The sequence below is a fragment of the Paenibacillus sp. Root52 genome (genome assembly GCF_001426865.1).
GTDB lineage: Bacteria > Bacillota > Bacilli > Paenibacillales > Paenibacillaceae > Paenibacillus.
The window spans coordinates 694,846-711,789 of sequence record NZ_LMFO01000001.1 but is presented as its reverse complement, the minus strand read 5'-3'; the positions used below and the strand labels follow the sequence as shown (position 1 = coordinate 711,789).

General features: G+C 41.6%; 16 protein-coding genes and 1 pseudogene. 7 read left to right on the top strand and 10 right to left on the bottom strand.

All coding sequences use genetic code 11. The features are described 5' to 3' along the window. Nucleotides 1–232: 232 nt before the first annotated feature. Together ASD24_RS02995 and ASD24_RS02990 are read right to left on the bottom strand one after the other, a co-directional pair. Entirely contained in the window at nt 233–949 is a 717-nt protein-coding gene (locus tag ASD24_RS02995) for a class I SAM-dependent methyltransferase (protein WP_056691271.1), read from the bottom strand. Nucleotides 950–1,048: 99 nt separating this feature from the next. Further along, nucleotides 1,049–1,450, bottom strand: a pseudogene (locus ASD24_RS02990) (MerR family transcriptional regulator); the annotation flags it as partial. A gap of 177 nt (nt 1,451–1,627) precedes the next feature. On the opposite strand from ASD24_RS02990, the gene ASD24_RS02985 reads away from it, so the two are divergent. From ASD24_RS02985 to ASD24_RS02965, 5 genes are all read left to right on the top strand, one after another. Beyond that, nucleotides 1,628–2,506, top strand: a complete 879-nt coding sequence (locus ASD24_RS02985) for an SDR family NAD(P)-dependent oxidoreductase (RefSeq protein ID WP_056691264.1) — start codon at nt 1,628–1,630, stop codon at nt 2,504–2,506. Nucleotides 2,507–2,821: 315 nt separating this feature from the next. Then, the gene (locus ASD24_RS02980) at nt 2,822–3,658 is read left to right on the top strand and encodes an alpha/beta fold hydrolase (protein ID WP_056691263.1); all 837 of its coding nucleotides are present in this window, start codon (nt 2,822–2,824) and stop codon (nt 3,656–3,658) included. Nucleotides 3,659–3,960: 302 nt separating this feature from the next. Continuing rightward, on the top strand, nt 3,961–4,422 hold the full coding sequence (locus ASD24_RS02975; protein WP_056691261.1) for a nuclear transport factor 2 family protein: 462 nt from the start codon (nt 3,961–3,963) through the stop codon (nt 4,420–4,422). Continuing rightward, nucleotides 4,419–4,979 (top strand): TetR/AcrR family transcriptional regulator, encoded by a 561-nt coding sequence (locus tag ASD24_RS02970; RefSeq protein WP_056691258.1) that lies wholly within the window; start codon nt 4,419–4,421, stop codon nt 4,977–4,979. The genes ASD24_RS02975 and ASD24_RS02970 overlap by 4 nt, the downstream gene beginning before the upstream one ends. Before the next feature lie 21 nt (nt 4,980–5,000). Continuing rightward, complete coding sequence (locus ASD24_RS02965; protein WP_056691255.1) at nt 5,001–5,480, top strand: DinB family protein; 480 nt, start codon at nt 5,001–5,003, stop codon at nt 5,478–5,480. A 227-nt stretch (nt 5,481–5,707) separates the two neighbouring features. Here ASD24_RS02965 and ASD24_RS02960 read toward each other — a convergent pair whose 3' ends face one another. The 4 genes from ASD24_RS02960 to ASD24_RS02945 all read right to left on the bottom strand — a co-directional run bounded on the left by ASD24_RS02960 (nt 5,708) and on the right by ASD24_RS02945 (nt 9,888). Then, nucleotides 5,708–6,691, bottom strand: a complete 984-nt coding sequence (locus ASD24_RS02960; protein ID WP_056691252.1) for a glycoside hydrolase family 43 protein — start codon at nt 6,689–6,691, stop codon at nt 5,708–5,710. 28 nt (nt 6,692–6,719) lie between these two features. Then, entirely contained in the window at nt 6,720–7,529 is an 810-nt protein-coding gene (locus ASD24_RS02955; RefSeq protein WP_056692519.1) for a carbohydrate ABC transporter permease, read from the bottom strand. Between the two features lie 40 nt (nt 7,530–7,569). Then, nucleotides 7,570–8,466, bottom strand: coding sequence for a carbohydrate ABC transporter permease (locus ASD24_RS02950; RefSeq protein ID WP_056691248.1), 897 nt, complete (start codon nt 8,464–8,466; stop codon nt 7,570–7,572). A gap of 84 nt (nt 8,467–8,550) precedes the next feature. Beyond that, the gene (locus ASD24_RS02945; RefSeq protein ID WP_056691245.1) at nt 8,551–9,888 is read right to left on the bottom strand and encodes an ABC transporter substrate-binding protein; all 1,338 of its coding nucleotides are present in this window, start codon (nt 9,886–9,888) and stop codon (nt 8,551–8,553) included. A 261-nt stretch (nt 9,889–10,149) separates the two neighbouring features. Here ASD24_RS02945 and ASD24_RS02940 point away from each other — a divergent pair, with 261 nt between their 5' ends. Further along, on the top strand, nt 10,150–11,214 hold the full coding sequence (locus tag ASD24_RS02940; protein ID WP_056691241.1) for a GntR family transcriptional regulator: 1,065 nt from the start codon (nt 10,150–10,152) through the stop codon (nt 11,212–11,214). A 146-nt stretch (nt 11,215–11,360) separates the two neighbouring features. Here the strand turns inward: ASD24_RS02940 and ASD24_RS02935 are convergent, their stop codons facing one another. From ASD24_RS02935 to ASD24_RS02925, 4 genes are all read right to left on the bottom strand, one after another. Continuing rightward, nucleotides 11,361–11,837, bottom strand: a complete 477-nt coding sequence (locus ASD24_RS02935) for a GNAT family N-acetyltransferase (protein WP_056691238.1) — start codon at nt 11,835–11,837, stop codon at nt 11,361–11,363. 149 nt (nt 11,838–11,986) lie between these two features. After that, complete coding sequence (locus tag ASD24_RS02930) at nt 11,987–12,865, bottom strand: PhzF family phenazine biosynthesis protein (protein WP_056691234.1); 879 nt, start codon at nt 12,863–12,865, stop codon at nt 11,987–11,989. 246 nt (nt 12,866–13,111) lie between these two features. Next, the gene (locus ASD24_RS29815) at nt 13,112–13,237 is read right to left on the bottom strand and encodes a sporulation protein YjcZ (RefSeq protein WP_082560250.1); all 126 of its coding nucleotides are present in this window, start codon (nt 13,235–13,237) and stop codon (nt 13,112–13,114) included. A gap of 376 nt (nt 13,238–13,613) precedes the next feature. Further along, entirely contained in the window at nt 13,614–16,433 is a 2,820-nt protein-coding gene (locus tag ASD24_RS02925; RefSeq protein WP_056691230.1) for a beta-glucuronidase, read from the bottom strand. A 276-nt stretch (nt 16,434–16,709) separates the two neighbouring features. Between ASD24_RS02925 and ASD24_RS30875 the strand changes: the two genes are divergently transcribed. Next, on the top strand, nt 16,710–16,919 hold the full coding sequence (locus ASD24_RS30875) for a leucine-rich repeat domain-containing protein (RefSeq protein ID WP_235540302.1): 210 nt from the start codon (nt 16,710–16,712) through the stop codon (nt 16,917–16,919). The last annotated feature ends 25 nt before the right edge of the window (nt 16,920–16,944 follow it).

The following is a 16,944-nucleotide window of genomic DNA, read 5'->3' as shown; positions in this document are numbered from 1 at the left end:
AACTTTTATTTCGTAACGATTGAACTCAAAAAAATTTAACCTTTTATACCTTCTCTCCAGGGCAGTAGGGAATTTAGTGGTTGGTAACTTTAATTCATTCCACATAATAAAAATATAATAACGACGTTAAATAAAAGCAGCGATCTTAGACCAGCTGCTTTCTTGATTTTATTATTGTTTCCCGTTAGCTTAATCATTAGATAGAATTAATTTAAAAAATCAATCTGCTTTTCTATTTTACACAATGAAAAATAAAAGATCGACTCTTAGAATTAGCATGTTTAAATTCCCAATCGCCATATGTTTTAATTTCCGAAAACCCTGTTCGTTTCAGCGACTCATCTAATTCTCCTTGATTTCGGAATCTTATCTGCATTTTCTCATGAACGAGGACTTCATCTGTTTTTGCATTTTTCACAGTTTCATAAAACGTATAGATGTCTCCCTCAAACCCTTCATATTCTGTATAGATCTCAAGAGGGTCTCCACTTAACATATCTTTGGCTAAGTCAGGAGTCTTGTCCTTCTCCCACTCTTCCCACACTTTTACCAAAGGGTTTCTAATATCAAAAATAAAGTGACCGCCAACTTTTAGGGATCGGAATACGTCTGAGATTACTTTCTTCCAACTATCATCGGTAATAAATACCTGTGCAACATTGGCAGTCATAACAACCGCGTCATAGGTATTGATTTGTAAATTTGAGCTATCTCCTACAATCCAATTCACATTGCCTGAATTATCTTTAATTCTTGCCACTTCAATCGCTTCTTCATGGGGATCAATAGCTGTAATTGTATAACCGTACTGAATAAGATGAGTAGTCCATCTTCCTGTTCCGCATCCTAAATCAACTATAGACTCTATTTTTAATCTCTTTAACAATGCTAGGAAAAATTCGTCGTCTCTTCCCCAATGGTTAATCTGGTCATATACGATAGGAATCATAAATTTGTTTCCCACTTTCTATAGCATTTGTACTAGTTCACTTATTTGGTTAATTAGTTGCTTTCATGGGGCATAGTTTAGCTACTTTAATATGTTTTAGGAGATGTTGTCTTGCGCTTCAGTCGTCCAATCTCGTCGATATCTTCCCTTCTCTAACTTCATGTCAATAAGATCAACGACCTGTTGCAGAGAGATGATTTGCTCCATAATATTTTCCCGGTGCCTCTTGAAGAGTTCCACTAACTCAGGATATTCTGCGGGATCAGCATCGGAGGAGACTCCTAGAAATGGACGTATTTCATCCAATGACATTCCCGTTTTTTTCAGACAAGATAACAGCCTAATCGTATCAATATCCTCTTGACCGTAAACGCGATGCCCGTTGCCCTTCCGTTCAGCCCGAGGGAGTAGCGAAATCTTTTCATAGTATCGAATCGTATCTTCAGATATGCCCGTATGCGTGGCAAGTTGTTTTATTGTATAAGTCTGAGCTTCCTTCATTCTATCCCCTCCCGTGAGGATTGAGTTTATTTCGCATTATACATCTTGATGCTGGCTCCAAGTCAACTCTCTGATTCTTTGAGAAATTTTTAATTTCTCCGTCTTGACTTGGAGTCGACTCCAAGTTATATAGTATGCCTCGTTAGGCATTTGCTCTATATGAGGAGGAAACACACTATGAATAAAAGCCACACTGAAAATATTGCTGCAATATCGGGGGCAAGCGCAGGAATCGGACTAGCCTTAACCCGTAAATTTCTATTGGAAGACTGGCAAGTGGTTGCGATCATTCGCTCAGACTTCCCAGCGGACGACACACTAATCCAAGAAGCAGTCCATACGGGTAGGCTACGCATTTATAAAACGGAGGATCTATCTGACTACACCAGCTTAATGCGACTGATTGAAGAAATAAAAAGCAATGAGCAGCGGATTGATATTTTGTTCAATAACGCCGGAGGCTCTTTTCCCACACTGAGCTTTTCCAAACAAGGACGTGAAATTCATTACGAGCTAATGACAGTCGTTCCGTACATTATACTGATGGAATTGAAGGAACTTATAAAAAAGGGACACTTAAAAACGGTGATCAACACCTCATCAGAAGCGGTTAAATTTACAAGAAAATTCACTATTGAAACCCTTGAGCACCCTAAAGTCTTTCGCAAGCTCATCGGTCCCTATGCCACGTCTAAGTTAGCACTTTCACTGTGGACCCAAGCCATCGCACCAGAGCTTGCCCAGGAGAATATCAAGATCCGTAGCGTTGACCCGGGCAGTACCAATACACTAAGGAAAGAAACCAGATCTGGATTACCTTTATTGGTTCTTCCCTTAATGAAGTTATTTTTTTCTCCACCGGCTCACGGTGCCAGCAGGCTTTATGAAGCTGCTCTGGGGCAACACCAGAATGAAACCGGCGTGTTTTTGATAAAAGGTAAGATTACGGAATTAAAATTCAAAGAGCAAGCGAAGAATGTCCTGAAAAGGATCAATGAAATCTACGAACATGAATTCTGTTATCCTGAAGCCACACATATCTCAGATCAAAAGTAAGTTGTTTATCATTTTCATTTTATGATCTGTACCTACTTTTGGTAAGGTTCATTCCGATTGATCTTCACTGTGAAATAAAGCTTCTCCACCAACACCATCCACATGGACTTCAAGATATTCAGCTAAATCTATCTGGTATGTTGTTAACTAAAGGAGTACCCGCACTAAAACATGCACTCGCAAATATAAACCGATCGGTTTATACTAATACAAACGGTATACGAAGTGAGGCGATAAATGAACAATTACCCTTTATGTTTCTGAGCCAAATAACTTGTGTATAAAAAAATATAACAACTATTGGAGGTATTTATCATGGCCAAAGTAAATGTAGGTACAGAGAATGAACAACCAATTGAACTGTATTATGAAGATCATGGTGCGGGAAAACCAATTATTCTGATTCATGGCTGGCCTTTGAGTGGACGATCCTGGGAGAAGCAAGTTCCAGCCCTGATTGAAGCGGGTTACCGTGTGATCACATATGACCGCCGTGGATTCGGTCAGTCTTCTCAACCCTGGGATGGTTATGAATATGATACCTTTGCTTCGGATTTGCATAAATTGATTCTGCACCTTGATCTGCATGATGCGACATTAGTCGGATTCTCCATGGGTGGCGGCGAAGTTGCACGTTATGTGGGAACCTACGGAACAGAACGCGTTACTAAAGCTGTATTTGCGGGAGCGGTTCCTCCTTATCTCTATATAACCGAAGACAATCCTCAAGGAGGATTGGATGATGCAACGATTGCCGAATTCCAAAATGGGGTAAAAACCGATCGTCTAGCATTCCTGGATGGTTTTACAAGCAACTTTTTCGCTGCTGGAGACCGTACAGACCTTGTGAGCGAACCATTCCGTATCTATAACCGTGATATTGCAGCTCTGGCTTCACCTAAAGGCACATTGGATTGTATTGCTGCCTTTGCCCTTACTGATTTCCGTCAGGATCTGGAGAAATTCAACATTCCAACACTGGTTATCCATGGCGATTCCGATGCCATCGTGCCTTTGGAGGTGAGTGGACAACGTACTCATGAATCCATTCCTGGCAGCCGTCTCGTCGTTGTCGAAGGTGGACCACACGGATTTAATGCGACCCATTCTGAACAATTTAATGCAGCATTGATCGAATTTTTGCAGGGTTAAATTTAATTCGACTGATGATTTTAGCAAAAAGAACATATTGAGAGAAAAAGCAGTGCGCCTCCTATTGAGGAGATGTCCTGCTTTTTCATTATTTCATAGGATATGCATAGGAAGAATGAACACCCTCTTCAGCATTGATAGTACACAAAAAAAAGCCACTTTGCATAGGATTGATAGCTACTTGGTACATTATGAATCTGAACCGATATTCAAAATTGGTATTGAATTAGGGATGCAAACTTGCATTTATAAACCGATCGGTTTATACTGATACAAACAGTACAGAAAGCGAGGAAAATGTAATGAATATTCTAACTCCCCCATTCACTCTTGAGACAGCAATCCAAAAAACTCGTATGGCAGAAGACAGCTGGAATAGCCGAGACCCTCAGCGCGTCTCACTTGTGTACACTGAGGATTGTTATTGGAGAAATCGGAGCGAATTTATAACAGGCCGCCAAGAAATCGTTTCTTTACTAACTAGAAAATGGGCCAAAGAACTGGACTACCGGTTGATCAAGGAGCTTTGGTCATTTACGGATAACCGTATTGCGGTTAGGTTCGCATATGAATGGCGTGATGATAGTGGCAATTGGTTCAGATCGTACGGGAACGAGAATTGGGAATTCGCTGATGACGGCTTAATGCAACGTAGATTTGCTTCGATTAATGACATGCCGATTAAGGAAGAGGAACGAAAGTTCCATTGGCCTCTCGGTACACGTCCCGCTGACCATCCAAGCCTAAGTGAGTTAGGCCTATGACTCGCACTGTTTTTGAAAAATCTGATGTCATCCCTCTCGTTGCCGAGGTATTTCGTGAATTAGGTTATGAAGGTGCATCTTTGAGTAAAATTACAGCCCGTACGCGTCTATCTAAAGGAAGCTTATATTATTTCTTTCCGGGCGGAAAAGATGAGATGGCTGCCGAAATTCTTGCTCATATTGATCAATGGTTTATCAAGAACATTTATGAACCGCTCGAAAAGAATGAACCCAAGGCAGCCATTGATCATATGTGGCAAGAAGTCGATACTTATTTTAAATCGGGTCAGCGTATATGCCTTATTGGCGCATTCGCTTTGGACGAAACAAGAGATCGATTCGCTGCTGTAATTCGGCAATATTTTGTAAGATGGATTGAAGCCTTCAGCGCGGCACTAGTTCGAGCAGGCATCTCCAAAGAGACAGCCGACCAAATTTCAGAGGAAACGATTGCTGGTATTCAGGGGGGATTAATCCTGAGTAGAGCACTTCATGATGAATACTTTTTTGCACGTACGCTGGCAAATCTGTCAAAACGAGTCTCAACTTATGTTTAGACTTTAAGGGAGGTCAATATCATGAGCAATTTTGTCGCAGATCAATTGGGATTTGTTCGCCGTCAGGCAGTTGATTATGTGAGGAATATAAATGACTCTGCCTCGGAAATAATTCCAACAGGTTTGAAAAACAATATAAAATGGAATCTAGGCCACATGTATGTTATACATGAGAAGTTCGCTTTCCAACTTACTGGGAAAGAAACCAAATATCCTGCTAATTTTAGCAAGTTGTTTGATCCAGGAACTAAACCGTCTGACTGGAATATAGAGCCTCCCACCTTGTCTCAAATAATCGACTTGTTAACGGAACAAATGGAAAGGGTTGAATCGGTACTTTCAAGCAAATTGAAGGAAGAAATCAATCCTCACTACAAGTCTTCTACTGGACTTATCTTTACAAATGTAGAACAATTATTGGGTTTTCTGATTTACCATGAAGCAATGCACTTTGCAACGATTAAAAATATGAAGAGCATAATTGAAAGTCAGAATTCGTGAAGACTTCGTCCCTTCACAAAAACGAACAAACCGACCTTAAATCCTACTAAAATTGGATTAAAGATCGGTTTCTTTTTTATAACTTCGCTTTTCTAATCGGAGATGGGAACATGTAATTCCCCAACTTGGCACTCAGTACAAGTTATTGTCCTGAGTAATCAGCGCGTGCCCCTACTATATCATGTGATCCTCCCGGATAACTGGAGTGGCAAGTTTGGGACACTCGTTCACTGTACAGAACGTGCAAGTGCTGCAACAGAGCCGCGGAAATCGGGTTTGCCGTCTGCCGTCCACAAAAGTTCGGTCACAAATGTATGACGATTCGGATCGTACAGCGGATCTCCTATAATGTTCTTGTACGTTCTTGCGTGGAACACAAATAGCGCCTCTTCGCCGTCCTCTGACACCGTGAAGGAATTATGACCGGGTCCATACATTGAGATGCTCTCATCTGTCGAGAGAACCGCTGCTTGCGACTTGCGCCATGAGGTGGCATCGAGTAAATCAGCATCCGCATCGGCTTCTAGTAAGCCCATAGAATAATTATAATCAGTAGCGCTAGCCGAATAAGAGAGGAATACGCGATTACCCTTGCGAAGAAATGCCGCGCCTTCGTTCACTTTATAACCAATAATCTCCCAGTCATATTCCGGCAGCGAAATCATCGTTTGCGACCCAGTCAGCGTCCACGGATTGCTCATTTTAGATATATACAGATTAGAGTTACCTTCAATATTCGGATCCTTTTGTGCCCATACGTAATAACGGCTGCCATTATGCTCAAAGGTAGTGGCATCGAGGGCGAAGCTTTCCCATGCGGTACGAACCTGCCCTCTTTCCGTCCAAATGCCTTCGAGCGGATTGGCATTTTCATTCTCTAGCACGTACATCCGATGGTCGAACAAGCCTTCATTCGTTTCCGTCGTGTGTGCGGCAGCGAAATACACGTACCATTTGTCATCAATAAAATGCAGTTCGGGTGCCCAAATGTTGGCACTAAGGATACCCGTCTCGCGCTTTTTCCAAATCACTACAGGCGTTGATGTAACAAGCCCCTCAAGGTTCTGGGCTCTACGGATTTCAATCCGATCATACTCCGGAACGGATGCTACGAAGTAATAATAACCGTCCGAATGACGGTAAATAAAAGGATCAGCTCTTTGCTCAATTAAGGGTTGAATTTCGTGTGACGCTCGTTGTTGGATTTCCATCTTATCACCTGCTTCATCATAATATATGCTACCCTTTAACAGCACCTGCAGTCATACCGTCTATGAAATATTTCTGGAAAGCAATAAATAGGATAAAAATTGGAATGATGGAGAAGAAGGAGCCCACGATCAATAGGTCATAGTTATTGCCATAAGGAGTTAACAGCGTTTTCAAACCGATTGGAAGTGTATACTTACTCTGATCTCCGAGTACCATGAATGGCCACAATAGATTATTCCAGCTATTCATACCATTCAGAATGGCCATTGCTGCAAAGGATGGTTTCATAATCGGCATAATTAGCCTGAAATAAATCGCATACTCGTTTGCGCCATCAACCCGCCCAGATTGAATAATCTCTTTGGGTATGCTTCGTAGATATTGCCTGAAGAAGAATATGGTCGCTGCATTGGCTATACCGGGCAGAATGATTGCCGAATAGCTATTCACCATTCCCAAATCATTAATTAGGCTGTACAAAGGAACCAGTAGTATTTCGAAAGGTACCATCATAATGAGCAAAACACATATAAAGAGGAAATTCTTACCTTTAAAATCATATGCCGCAAAACCATATGCAACAAATGCGCTTACAAAAAGCGTTAAAACCACTTGAACGATTGTTAAAATCATACTGTTCCAAAACCACACAAAATAATCATGTTGTCCAGTAAACAGATAGATGAAATTATCAAAACTCATGATTTCAAAATCCAAACTTAGGTTAAGACCATATCTAACTAATGATTCACCGGGTTTAAAGGAAGATAGGGCCACTGCATAGAATGGGATCATAATTATAACGAATAGTATAATGAATAAACAGATAATTACCATTCTAGAGATGAAATCACTCCTCGTCTGACTTTTGCCCACTTTAATCCTCCTCCTTTTTGAACATTCCACTAAATTTCAACTGTGTTAGATTGATAACCATAGCAATGACTAACAGAACGATACCAACTGCAGCTGCATAGCCCAGCTTATTCTGCTCAATCCCTTGTCTATACAGGTATCCAACAATGGTTAAGCCAATATTTTTGGGTGAATTGTTACCGTTGAACATCATCAGACTCTCGGTAAACATGGCTAAACCTGCATAAACACTAATTGTCGTAACATATACCGTGGTCGGCTTCAATAATGGCATTGTGATCGTTCTAAACTTCTGCCAAGCAGATGCCCCGTCAATTGAAGCAGCCTCATAATATTCGTTGTCAATGCTTTTCAAACCGGATAGATAGTAAAGCATATTCACGCCTGTCCATCTCCAACATGCGAGGATTAACAGTGCTGCCATACTCCAATTTCCGTCTTTCAAAAATTTAATAGGCTCTATACCAAATAGACCTAGGAAACTGTTCATTAATGAACCTTCCATTTCACCGAATGTAAGGCGGAAAATGGTACCCGCGACTGCGACAGATGTTAATGCAGGGAGAAAGAACGAAGATTTAAAAAACTCTCTACCCATCATTAACTTACTGTTGATCATCACGGCGAATAACATTGGAAGAGGAATTAACAGCACTAAGGTACCTAACATGTACACCACGCTATTTTTAATAGCCGTCAAAAACACTTTATCCGTAAGTAATTTCGAATAATTCGCTTCACCAATCCATTTAGGATCCTGTCCCAACATCCGATCTTGAAAGCTCATGACGAATGAATTTACAAGTGGAAAAAACCAGAATATCAAAAATATAAGTATAAATGGCAATACGAAAACATAAGGTGCCACTTTTTGAGAGTATACAAATTTCTTTATCATATTCTCAATCTCCCTTGACTATGGTTAAACCTGCCGACCACGATAACTGCCGACAGGTTTAATCAAATCATTTACTTATTATATTTATTTCAATTCTTGTTCAATTGCTGCTTGTGCTTCATCCAGCGCTTCCTTCACGTCTTGACCATCTTCAAAGATAGCATTCAAAGTAACCGTATTGAGGATATTGCCGATCGTCGGTGAAGCTTTAACGGACTTAATCGCTCTAATTTCGTCTTTGATTTCATTCAAAGTATCAAATGCATTTGTTTTAAAGTATTGCACGTATTCATTATCAGGGTTTTTCGTTACTGCATCATCTTTCCATACTTCCATATTGATTGGGTCAAATCCAAGTGTATTCCAGATTTCAGTAGTCGCTTCTTTCGAAAGCTTAGCAAAGGCAACAAATTCTTTGGCCAATTGAACGTCTTTACCGCTCTTAGTAACAACTGTGCCCGTACCGCCTAAGCCAACGGAACGAGGATTACCTTCTTCAAATACCGGCAATGGAGCTATTGCGTACTTACCATTAAGGTCTTTCATTTCGTTTACAAAGCGGGACATATACCACTCAGGCATCAAGGCACTTGCGTAGTTGCCATTGTTGTATTCGCCTTTTGCTTCTTCTGTATCGGGTTGTCCGCCAGGGATCGTATGAATAACATTGTTCTTCTGCAGATCAACTAACATTTCATACGCTTTAATCATTTCAGGCGAGTTCACTTTTGGATTACCATTTTCATCTGTAAAATCAGCGTTTTGCTGAGCTAGTAGCAGCGATGCTTGCCACGTAGCTGATGTATCAGCAGTACCTAAATACTTGCCAGTCTTTTCATAAACCTTGATCCCTGCTTGTTTGTAATCTTCCCACGTTTTGATTGTCTTGTAGTCAACACCTGCTTGTTCGAGAATTTCAGTATTGTAGAAAGCAAGCGTCGCACCTACGTGATAATCGAATCCATAAACCTGATCGGCTTTGGAATAAATCTCGACACGTGAAGGAACAACAACGTCTTTATATGGCGCAAATACATCATTCAAAGATTCCAGGGGAACGTTGTCACCCTCCAAGAATTTAGGGAATTGACCAAGCTCGATATCCGCGATATCAGGAGCACCTTTTCCGCTTGTAACTGCCAATAAGAGCTTGTTGTGCATATCATCGTAAGGCATAACCGTTACATTCAACTTAATCTGTTTGTCTGGGTTCGTTTCGTTCCATAAACCCAGCATTTTATCCAAATGCTTGCCGTGCAAATCTACGAATGTCCAAAATGATAATTCTGTTGCATTCTCACCGGCATTAGCGCCTAATTGCTGTGTTTCCGTATTTGAATCGGAAGCATTACCACATGCAGTAAAAAAAAGTGACATAATAAGAAGTGTAACGATGGAGATTAAAGCACTGCGTTTTTTCATTTGTTCGTCATCCTCTCTTTTTGGTTATGCATTTGAAAAGTCGGCTGACTAGTTAGTTCTGTTAATTTAAGCGGTTTCAATCCATCTCAGCACCACCATCCTTAACATAATTCTAACCCTTCAAAGAAAAGACCCCTTCGCAACAATTTTTCAGTTTCTATATTGTAAGCGCTTTACATGCCGTATTATAATATATATGAAATAAGCTTTATATAACCAATTGATTATAAAATCATAAAGTTTATGGGGAGATGCTACTCTTTGAAAAAGCTGGCGCTCTACAAACAAATTCGAGAAAATATTATGCAAAAAATTAAATCAGGGCAGCTTCGCCCAACGGATCGCATCCCTTCTGAGCAAGAACTAATGGACGAATTCAGAGTAAGTAAAATAACCGTCAAGAACGCCCTAACCCTACTAGCTGACGAAGGATTAATTATACGCATACAAGGCAAAGGCTCATTCGTCTCTTCTAGTCTTGTTGTTTCTAACATCAATTTCTCTCCACCCCAAACCAGCGCGTCCTCCATGCCGCTCATCGGCTTCATCATTCCTACGATGAGAACCCGTGTCATTCAGAAGCTCGTTGACTACACAGAACATTTCCTACAAGAAGCCGGTCTCAGCATGGTACTAAGCATCACGCGCGAGTCCTCCTCTATCGAATCAAACGTCATTCATACACTAACGGAGCTCGGTGTGAAGGGGTTGATCGTTTTTCCGACAGAAGATGAGAAGTACAACGAATCATTACTGCGTCTGTCGCTCGATAAATTCCCATGTGTGTTCATCGACCGCTATCTGCGCAACATTGAGACGTACACCATTACATCCGACAATTACGGCGGTGCGTATAAAGCTGTATCCCATTTGTTATCCAAGAGTCATCAGCAGATTGCGCTCATCTCACCTGAAAATGCCAATACAGCCGTTGAGGATCGAACGCTTGGCTTCGAGCAGGCGTACACAGATCAAGGCATTTCAATTGACAAAAGCTTGTGGTGTCACATCCCTCTTAACATTCTACGAAGTGAGCAAGCATTGGACTATGTAAGCGACTTCTTGCAGAGCCACAGTGGAATCTCGGCAGCCTTCTCCTTGACCGAAGAAACAGCACGCCTTACATCGGCCGCGATCAGTCGTCTAAACGTTCACTCAAATATCGATTTGTTATCTTTTGATAATCCACATCTTTCAGGCGTACCTTATGTACAGCAAGATGAACAGGAAATGGCACGAACAGCCGTAAAGCTGTTACGTGAACAGATGGAAGATATTTATTCTCCTAAGAACGTCATTATTCCCGTGCAACTCATCTTCCCTTAACACGATAACCGTTGCAGCCAGGCGATTTATAAACTTGGCATATTCATTGGTTTTTCTTATGTAAATTAATAGCTTGATTAAACAGAGCGAGCGCCTTTGATTGGAGTATGTCTCCCCATAATCAAAGGCGCTCATATTTCAAATATTCAATCCAATTCCTTTATATACCACGCATCCATCGCAGAATGTTCAGAACCTGATAATGGCTTAGCCAAAAGATTAAAGCTAAATTTCTCGTACAAAATACATGCTGTTTTTAATTCTTGCTTTGTTTCTAAGTAACACTTTGCATAGTGCTTAGAAGCGAACGACAAAGCAGTTTCCATTAATTTCTTCCCCATACCATACCCTTGTGTTTTCTCACTTAAGTATAGTTTTTGTAATTCGCAGACATTATCTGGTTCGTTAAATGGGGCTATACCGATACCACCAACAACTTCTCCCTCTATTTCCACCACCCAGTATTGGGCATGTTTTAAATTGTTGTAATAGTCGTGAAGGTCACTAAGTTGAGGGTCAAAATAGGCTGTGCCAGGAATTGCTAACCCAAGTTTTTTTAGTGAATCCTGTATTATTTCCTTAATTTTTGCGTTGTCCTCTTTTTGTATTTCTCGAATAATCATACAGAAACCCCTTATACTAGTTCTTAAATTTGATATCATTTTGACTTAAAAATTTTATTAAATCGAGCCCGGAAAAGCGGGTAAAAGTCTATCCACTACGATATCCAGCCATGAAGAAAACCCCATTGAATTACTAGTTTTGATTCTGCTTATATCATGATATGTCTTCGTTCAATCCCAGCCACTGCACCGCCAACCCGAACTTGTTTGATGTCACCGCTCTCGCTCAGGTTCAATCCTACCTTGATTTCAGAAGGACAATCCATCGAATACCCTTGCCTGAACATGACATGTTCCACTTCTTTCATAGATAGCTCGCCATGTTGGTACAAATAGCAGAGTAGTGCACCGTTGGATGTTCCTGTCGCACTTTCCTCGGGAATATCGTACAGCGGAGCAAAGTTTCGACATTCCGCAGTAGCATTGTCTGGAGTATCCATCGTGAACAGATGATATCCTACTACATCGTATTTTTCGCAAATGGCAGTTATGGCGTCAAATTTTGGCTGAATTTCATTCAAGAGGTCTCTACTGCGGATCGGGATCAAAATATCACGTAGACCCGTCGATACAACCTCGATAGGCAACTTGGTTTCTAGGGCTTCAGGAGTTATTCCCAAGGATGGGGCGATTTCCTCACAGGATATCTTTTCAGAAAATTGTGGTAAAGCCTGTGATAAATAAACAAAACCCTCCGAGCTAATATCCACATCCAAAATCCCTGCCTTGGTTTCAATCGTATAAGAGCTTGCTGCTTTAGCCAAACCCAACGAATGCATCAGTCCAAATGCACCAATCGTGGCGTGCCCGCACAGATCAACTTCGCTTGCGGGAGTGAAATAGCGAATTTTGTAATTGGCTAATGTGGATTTCTCTATAAAGGCCGTCTCCGAATAGCCTACCTCCTTCGCTATGAGCCGCATATCAGATGCTTCTAGCGAGAGGTCATTCTCCAAGACAACTCCTGCGGGATTACCACCATGCTCCCCTTTTGCAAACGCGTTTAACGTATACACTTCCACTTTCATGTTGCTCATCCCTTCCTTATCCTCAAAATCCATATGTAGTTCCGCACGTGTCAACCTTGCTCATATGACACAATCGTCATTGTGTAAGCTCATAGTTTAACAAGAATGTACGCCTTTTGGAATCTTTTATTCAAATGAAAATCATCTTCTTCAATTAAAGACGCAGTGAGTTGTCCACATAGGAAATGCCCCGCTGATAACTCAGCAGAGCTTGAATCACCTATTTATTTTCATACAAGATACGAACTAATACCAGAACGATTTTGTGATGATAACAAGCAGAATAAAGAGTACAAGAATTGCCGCAGTAGAGGTACACATCCCGTGACCAATTCCACCGACATTGTTACAATCGTATCCAACTTTACTCATTCGATTGGCCTCCTTTGAATTTCAAGGTACGTCATAACATATGCCAAATCAGCACAAATGAGCGGGCATATCCCCATTCTGTTACGCCCAAACCATACTGTTTATCCAGACAAAACAATTTATGTTCATGTCGGCTGCTTTCAGTCCTGCCCTGTCACCACTGAATTACTTTACGTAGTAATTTAATTGCTTTATCCATTATCGTAATAGTCCAATCATTAACCTTTTTAGTCATTTCAGTTCTTTTCCTTAGCTCGAGCCACAAACTTGTACGGGTAAAATAAAGAAGCCGCTAAAAATAGCGACTTGAATGGGTGTATGTTCATATGCCTCGACATCAGGAATAAAAAACTTGCTACCTCTTCTTCCCTTTAACTTAGTTATACAACTTGCGAAGTTCCTCGACTTCGAGGCGGGCAGCTGGCTGGTACGCTGGGCTCTCTACGTAACGCTGGAAGCTGTATAATAATTGTCTTCCCTCCGGCGTTGCCATTAGACTCTCCAGATTGAGCGCTCCCATCAACACTCTCCCATTCCGCACCTGGCACTCCATTAATAGTCCGAGCTTATGATTACGTTCAAAATTATCAATGGTCTGCACAATGGGTTGTAAGTCTTGATTCACATCATCCAGAATGATGGATGAAGACTCGGAAACGATGCTCCACCATGGATAAGTCGAATACTCCTCTGTGACAAAATGTTCGAAGGCTGGATGGTTCTGTTGAATCAACAAGCCCATTGTGCCCACGGGAACTTCTCTTTTCATATTTTCCGATATCGATCGGAACATCGGATAAGACCAGAAATCAGTGCTGTAGAAACCTTGAATCGCGTGTTGAATCTGTTTGGGATTCGGGAAAAGTAGAATATCTTCTCCTTGCTCTAGCAGCTCCAGCGCCTGTTCCGAGAGTTGAGTAAATAGATTCAAATTGCTCAGATCCACTTCCTGTTGACTCGGGTAGATCCACAAGTCGTAAGACTTACGGATATCCGTGCCCGGAATAGACAATTTCATCTCCACTTTGGTCATATTGGAGACTTCAGGGATAGGAATACGAAGTTCCGTGATACTCACAACATTTTCTCCATAGACTGCGGGCAGATTAACTTCACCTTTTACAAGAATGATGTCTTCGATCTGATCGCTTTGAAGTACCCATTTCAATTGAAGTCCATCCAATGCTTGCCTCCGGAAGTAACTTAGTTCAATACGTGCTTCGAACAATTCTCCGGCTTGATAATTATATTTAGGGAATCTCGCCAGCAGCACAGCATCGGAACAGAACGTTCTCCACTCCTCAGGTGTAATCATGCCCTTGGAATCCATGAACGCGTCCAGCACACCTACCAGCGCTGTTCCCTGACCACTGAAATCCTGGAGATCCAGCAGTTGGAACCCGGCTAGTTGCTGCGAACGAAAAGCGGCTTCCAGTTCCTCCTTGTAACATTGAACCGCGAGTTTACCCGAGGCTCTGAAATAGGCTGCCGCCAAATGTCCCAGTCCTTTGGCTTCCAGACGTTCTCGAAACACTTCGAAGTTCCTCGCTTTGAGAGAACCCGTGTACTTGTTAATCTCCTCGAAATTAGGAAATGTGGCGTACTGTCCAATTTCATGCGAGATGACCGGTACATGTGAGACAAGTTGGTCGCTTCCGGCTTCGGCCTGTACCGTTTTGGAGCCTGTCCCATATTGAATCTGAATCTCTGTTCCCCCCGTTTGCGAAGAGGGGTCAGCATCGCTTCCTTGCTCAGGTGTAATGTTCGAATCATAATCTTTCAACGTGTTGGGCAAATCGGTCTGCACATGACCTAGCGGAGCATCACACATTGCATACGATCCTCTGAACAGACGCTCTTTGGAGAAACGTACTCCACAGAAAAACTCACTTTCCTCCAGAATGTCCGGCACAAACTGAAAGTTATTGGAACCTTCGGTGTATAAATGACGATGATCATATGCCTTGTATTCCTTCAGGATCGAATTCAATTTGTCCTTGCTTCCCCATAGTTCATTCCCCATGGACATCATGACAAATGAAGGATGATTACCAAAAGTCTTCAGCATCGCAAATCCCTCGCTAATCAGGTAATCCTGCTCTGCTTGATTGTGCCCTTCCGAGAATTCATCCGTAATCGTTCCCCAGAAAGGAAGTTCAGGCTCCATGTAGATACCAAGCAGATCCGCTGCAATAAAAGCAGCCTCTGGAGGACAACAGGTATGGAAACGATAGTGATTGATGCCATAAGATTTGGAGATAGCAAGAATGCGTGTCCATTCATCGACATCTGTTGGCGCGTAACCTGTTAGTGGGAAGATCAGCCCATCATGTTTGCCTCGAAGAAACGTTTTGTGACCATTAATGGTGAATTTGTCTCCAGCCGCCCGGAATTCCCGTAGTCCCGTCCATACTTGGTTAGAATCTAGTATGTTACCGTTCTGATCCTGCAAGTGAATATGAAGTTTGTACAGATTAGGTTCATCATCACTCCATAACATGGCATCTTCGCCAATCATGTACGTCAGCTGGATCTCCTGCGAATCCGGGGTGAATATCTGTTCCTCCGTTGTAAACACTGGATCTGCACTGACTGCAACAGCGGATACCACAATTTTCAAGCCTTGCAGTTCACCGACAAGCAACGCCTTGATCTCAAAAGATCGAGTGGCCAGAACAGGGTAGACTTGGACATTATCCAGAAAAACACGCTCAAAAAATTGAAGTTCTAATTCCCCTGTAATTCCGTTCCAATTTGTCTGTGTGTCCTCGGACGTAAGGTGACCCCCTTTGGTTGGATAGTCGGTATTGTCCACTCGAATCGTAACTGTATGAGTTCCAGCGGTTAGCCCGGCCTGAATCTCGTAACGGTGAGGTGTGTTGAGACTGTTCTGTGTCCCTAATTCTACCCCATCGATCCAGACTGTCGTAACTCTCGTACGTTCCAGGTGTAAAAAGCAACGTTTGTCAGCCAAGTGCTCTGGGATTTCGATCTCTCGTGAAAACCAGGCATATCCCTCAAATAAATACTCATCAGTTAGCGCACCTAGTAACACATTTTCGTTTTTCTTGCCCTTGGCCGCATGAGATGTCGTATTTGGCAATGTTATAACGTCTGAAAAATTCAGACCACGTTCTATCTTATGTTCATCGAGTTGCAGTTTCCAGGTACCCTCCAGATTTAGTGCAGCTATCATGATTTGTCCCCTTTTTGATTTATATAGTCGATAGAAAAGTAATCGTTTACAATTCACAGAAACCGTTTTCGAAAAGTCATAACTATAGTATAAACTTGATTGATGCTCCCCGCTAGATTATATCGATATATCTCCACTTTCGGGATTACGTAATATGGAAAGTCTATTGATTAGCGGTAACCAAATAAGAAGCCTAGAACCTTTGAAAATCTACGTAATTTGATAAATTTGCTAGCCAGCGATAATCAGGTATCGGACTTAAGACCACTTCAGAAGGTGAAACTTGAATGGCTCATTCTGCAGAACAATCGGATACAAGATTTGACACCTTTAAAGAACCATCCAACTTTACAACATCTATATTTGCAAGATATTCTCATTCAGGATATTACTGTGCTTGGGACAATTCCTCATTTAACCGAAGTTGATCAAATGAAAATAGCTGAGTTTCGAGAAATTTTCCTGCTCTTGAAACAGCACCAATGAGGTCGTTATCTATTAACGACCTTTT

Excerpts from the sequence above, each read along its gene's own strand:
- ASD24_RS02995 (WP_056691271.1), bottom strand. The coding sequence starts at position 949 with ATGATTCCTATCGTATATGACCAGATTAACCATTGGGGAAGAGACGAC.
- ASD24_RS02985 (WP_056691264.1), top strand. The coding sequence starts at position 1,628 with ATGAATAAAAGCCACACTGAAAATATTGCTGCAATATCGGGGGCAAGC.
- ASD24_RS02980 (WP_056691263.1), top strand. The coding sequence starts at position 2,822 with ATGGCCAAAGTAAATGTAGGTACAGAGAATGAACAACCAATTGAACTG.
- ASD24_RS02975 (WP_056691261.1), top strand. The coding sequence starts at position 3,961 with ATGAATATTCTAACTCCCCCATTCACTCTTGAGACAGCAATCCAAAAA.
- ASD24_RS02970 (WP_056691258.1), top strand. The coding sequence starts at position 4,419 with ATGACTCGCACTGTTTTTGAAAAATCTGATGTCATCCCTCTCGTTGCC.
- ASD24_RS02965 (WP_056691255.1), top strand. The coding sequence starts at position 5,001 with ATGAGCAATTTTGTCGCAGATCAATTGGGATTTGTTCGCCGTCAGGCA.
- ASD24_RS02960 (WP_056691252.1), bottom strand. The coding sequence starts at position 6,691 with ATGGAAATCCAACAACGAGCGTCACACGAAATTCAACCCTTAATTGAG.
- ASD24_RS02955 (WP_056692519.1), bottom strand. The coding sequence starts at position 7,529 with ATGGTAATTATCTGTTTATTCATTATACTATTCGTTATAATTATGATC.
- ASD24_RS02950 (WP_056691248.1), bottom strand. The coding sequence starts at position 8,466 with ATGATAAAGAAATTTGTATACTCTCAAAAAGTGGCACCTTATGTTTTC.
- ASD24_RS02945 (WP_056691245.1), bottom strand. The coding sequence starts at position 9,888 with ATGAAAAAACGCAGTGCTTTAATCTCCATCGTTACACTTCTTATTATG.
- ASD24_RS02935 (WP_056691238.1), bottom strand. The coding sequence starts at position 11,837 with ATGATTATTCGAGAAATACAAAAAGAGGACAACGCAAAAATTAAGGAA.
- ASD24_RS02930 (WP_056691234.1), bottom strand. The coding sequence starts at position 12,865 with ATGAAAGTGGAAGTGTATACGTTAAACGCGTTTGCAAAAGGGGAGCAT.
- ASD24_RS29815 (WP_082560250.1), bottom strand. The coding sequence starts at position 13,237 with ATGAGTAAAGTTGGATACGATTGTAACAATGTCGGTGGAATTGGTCAC.
- ASD24_RS02925 (WP_056691230.1), bottom strand. The coding sequence starts at position 16,433 with ATGATAGCTGCACTAAATCTGGAGGGTACCTGGAAACTGCAACTCGAT.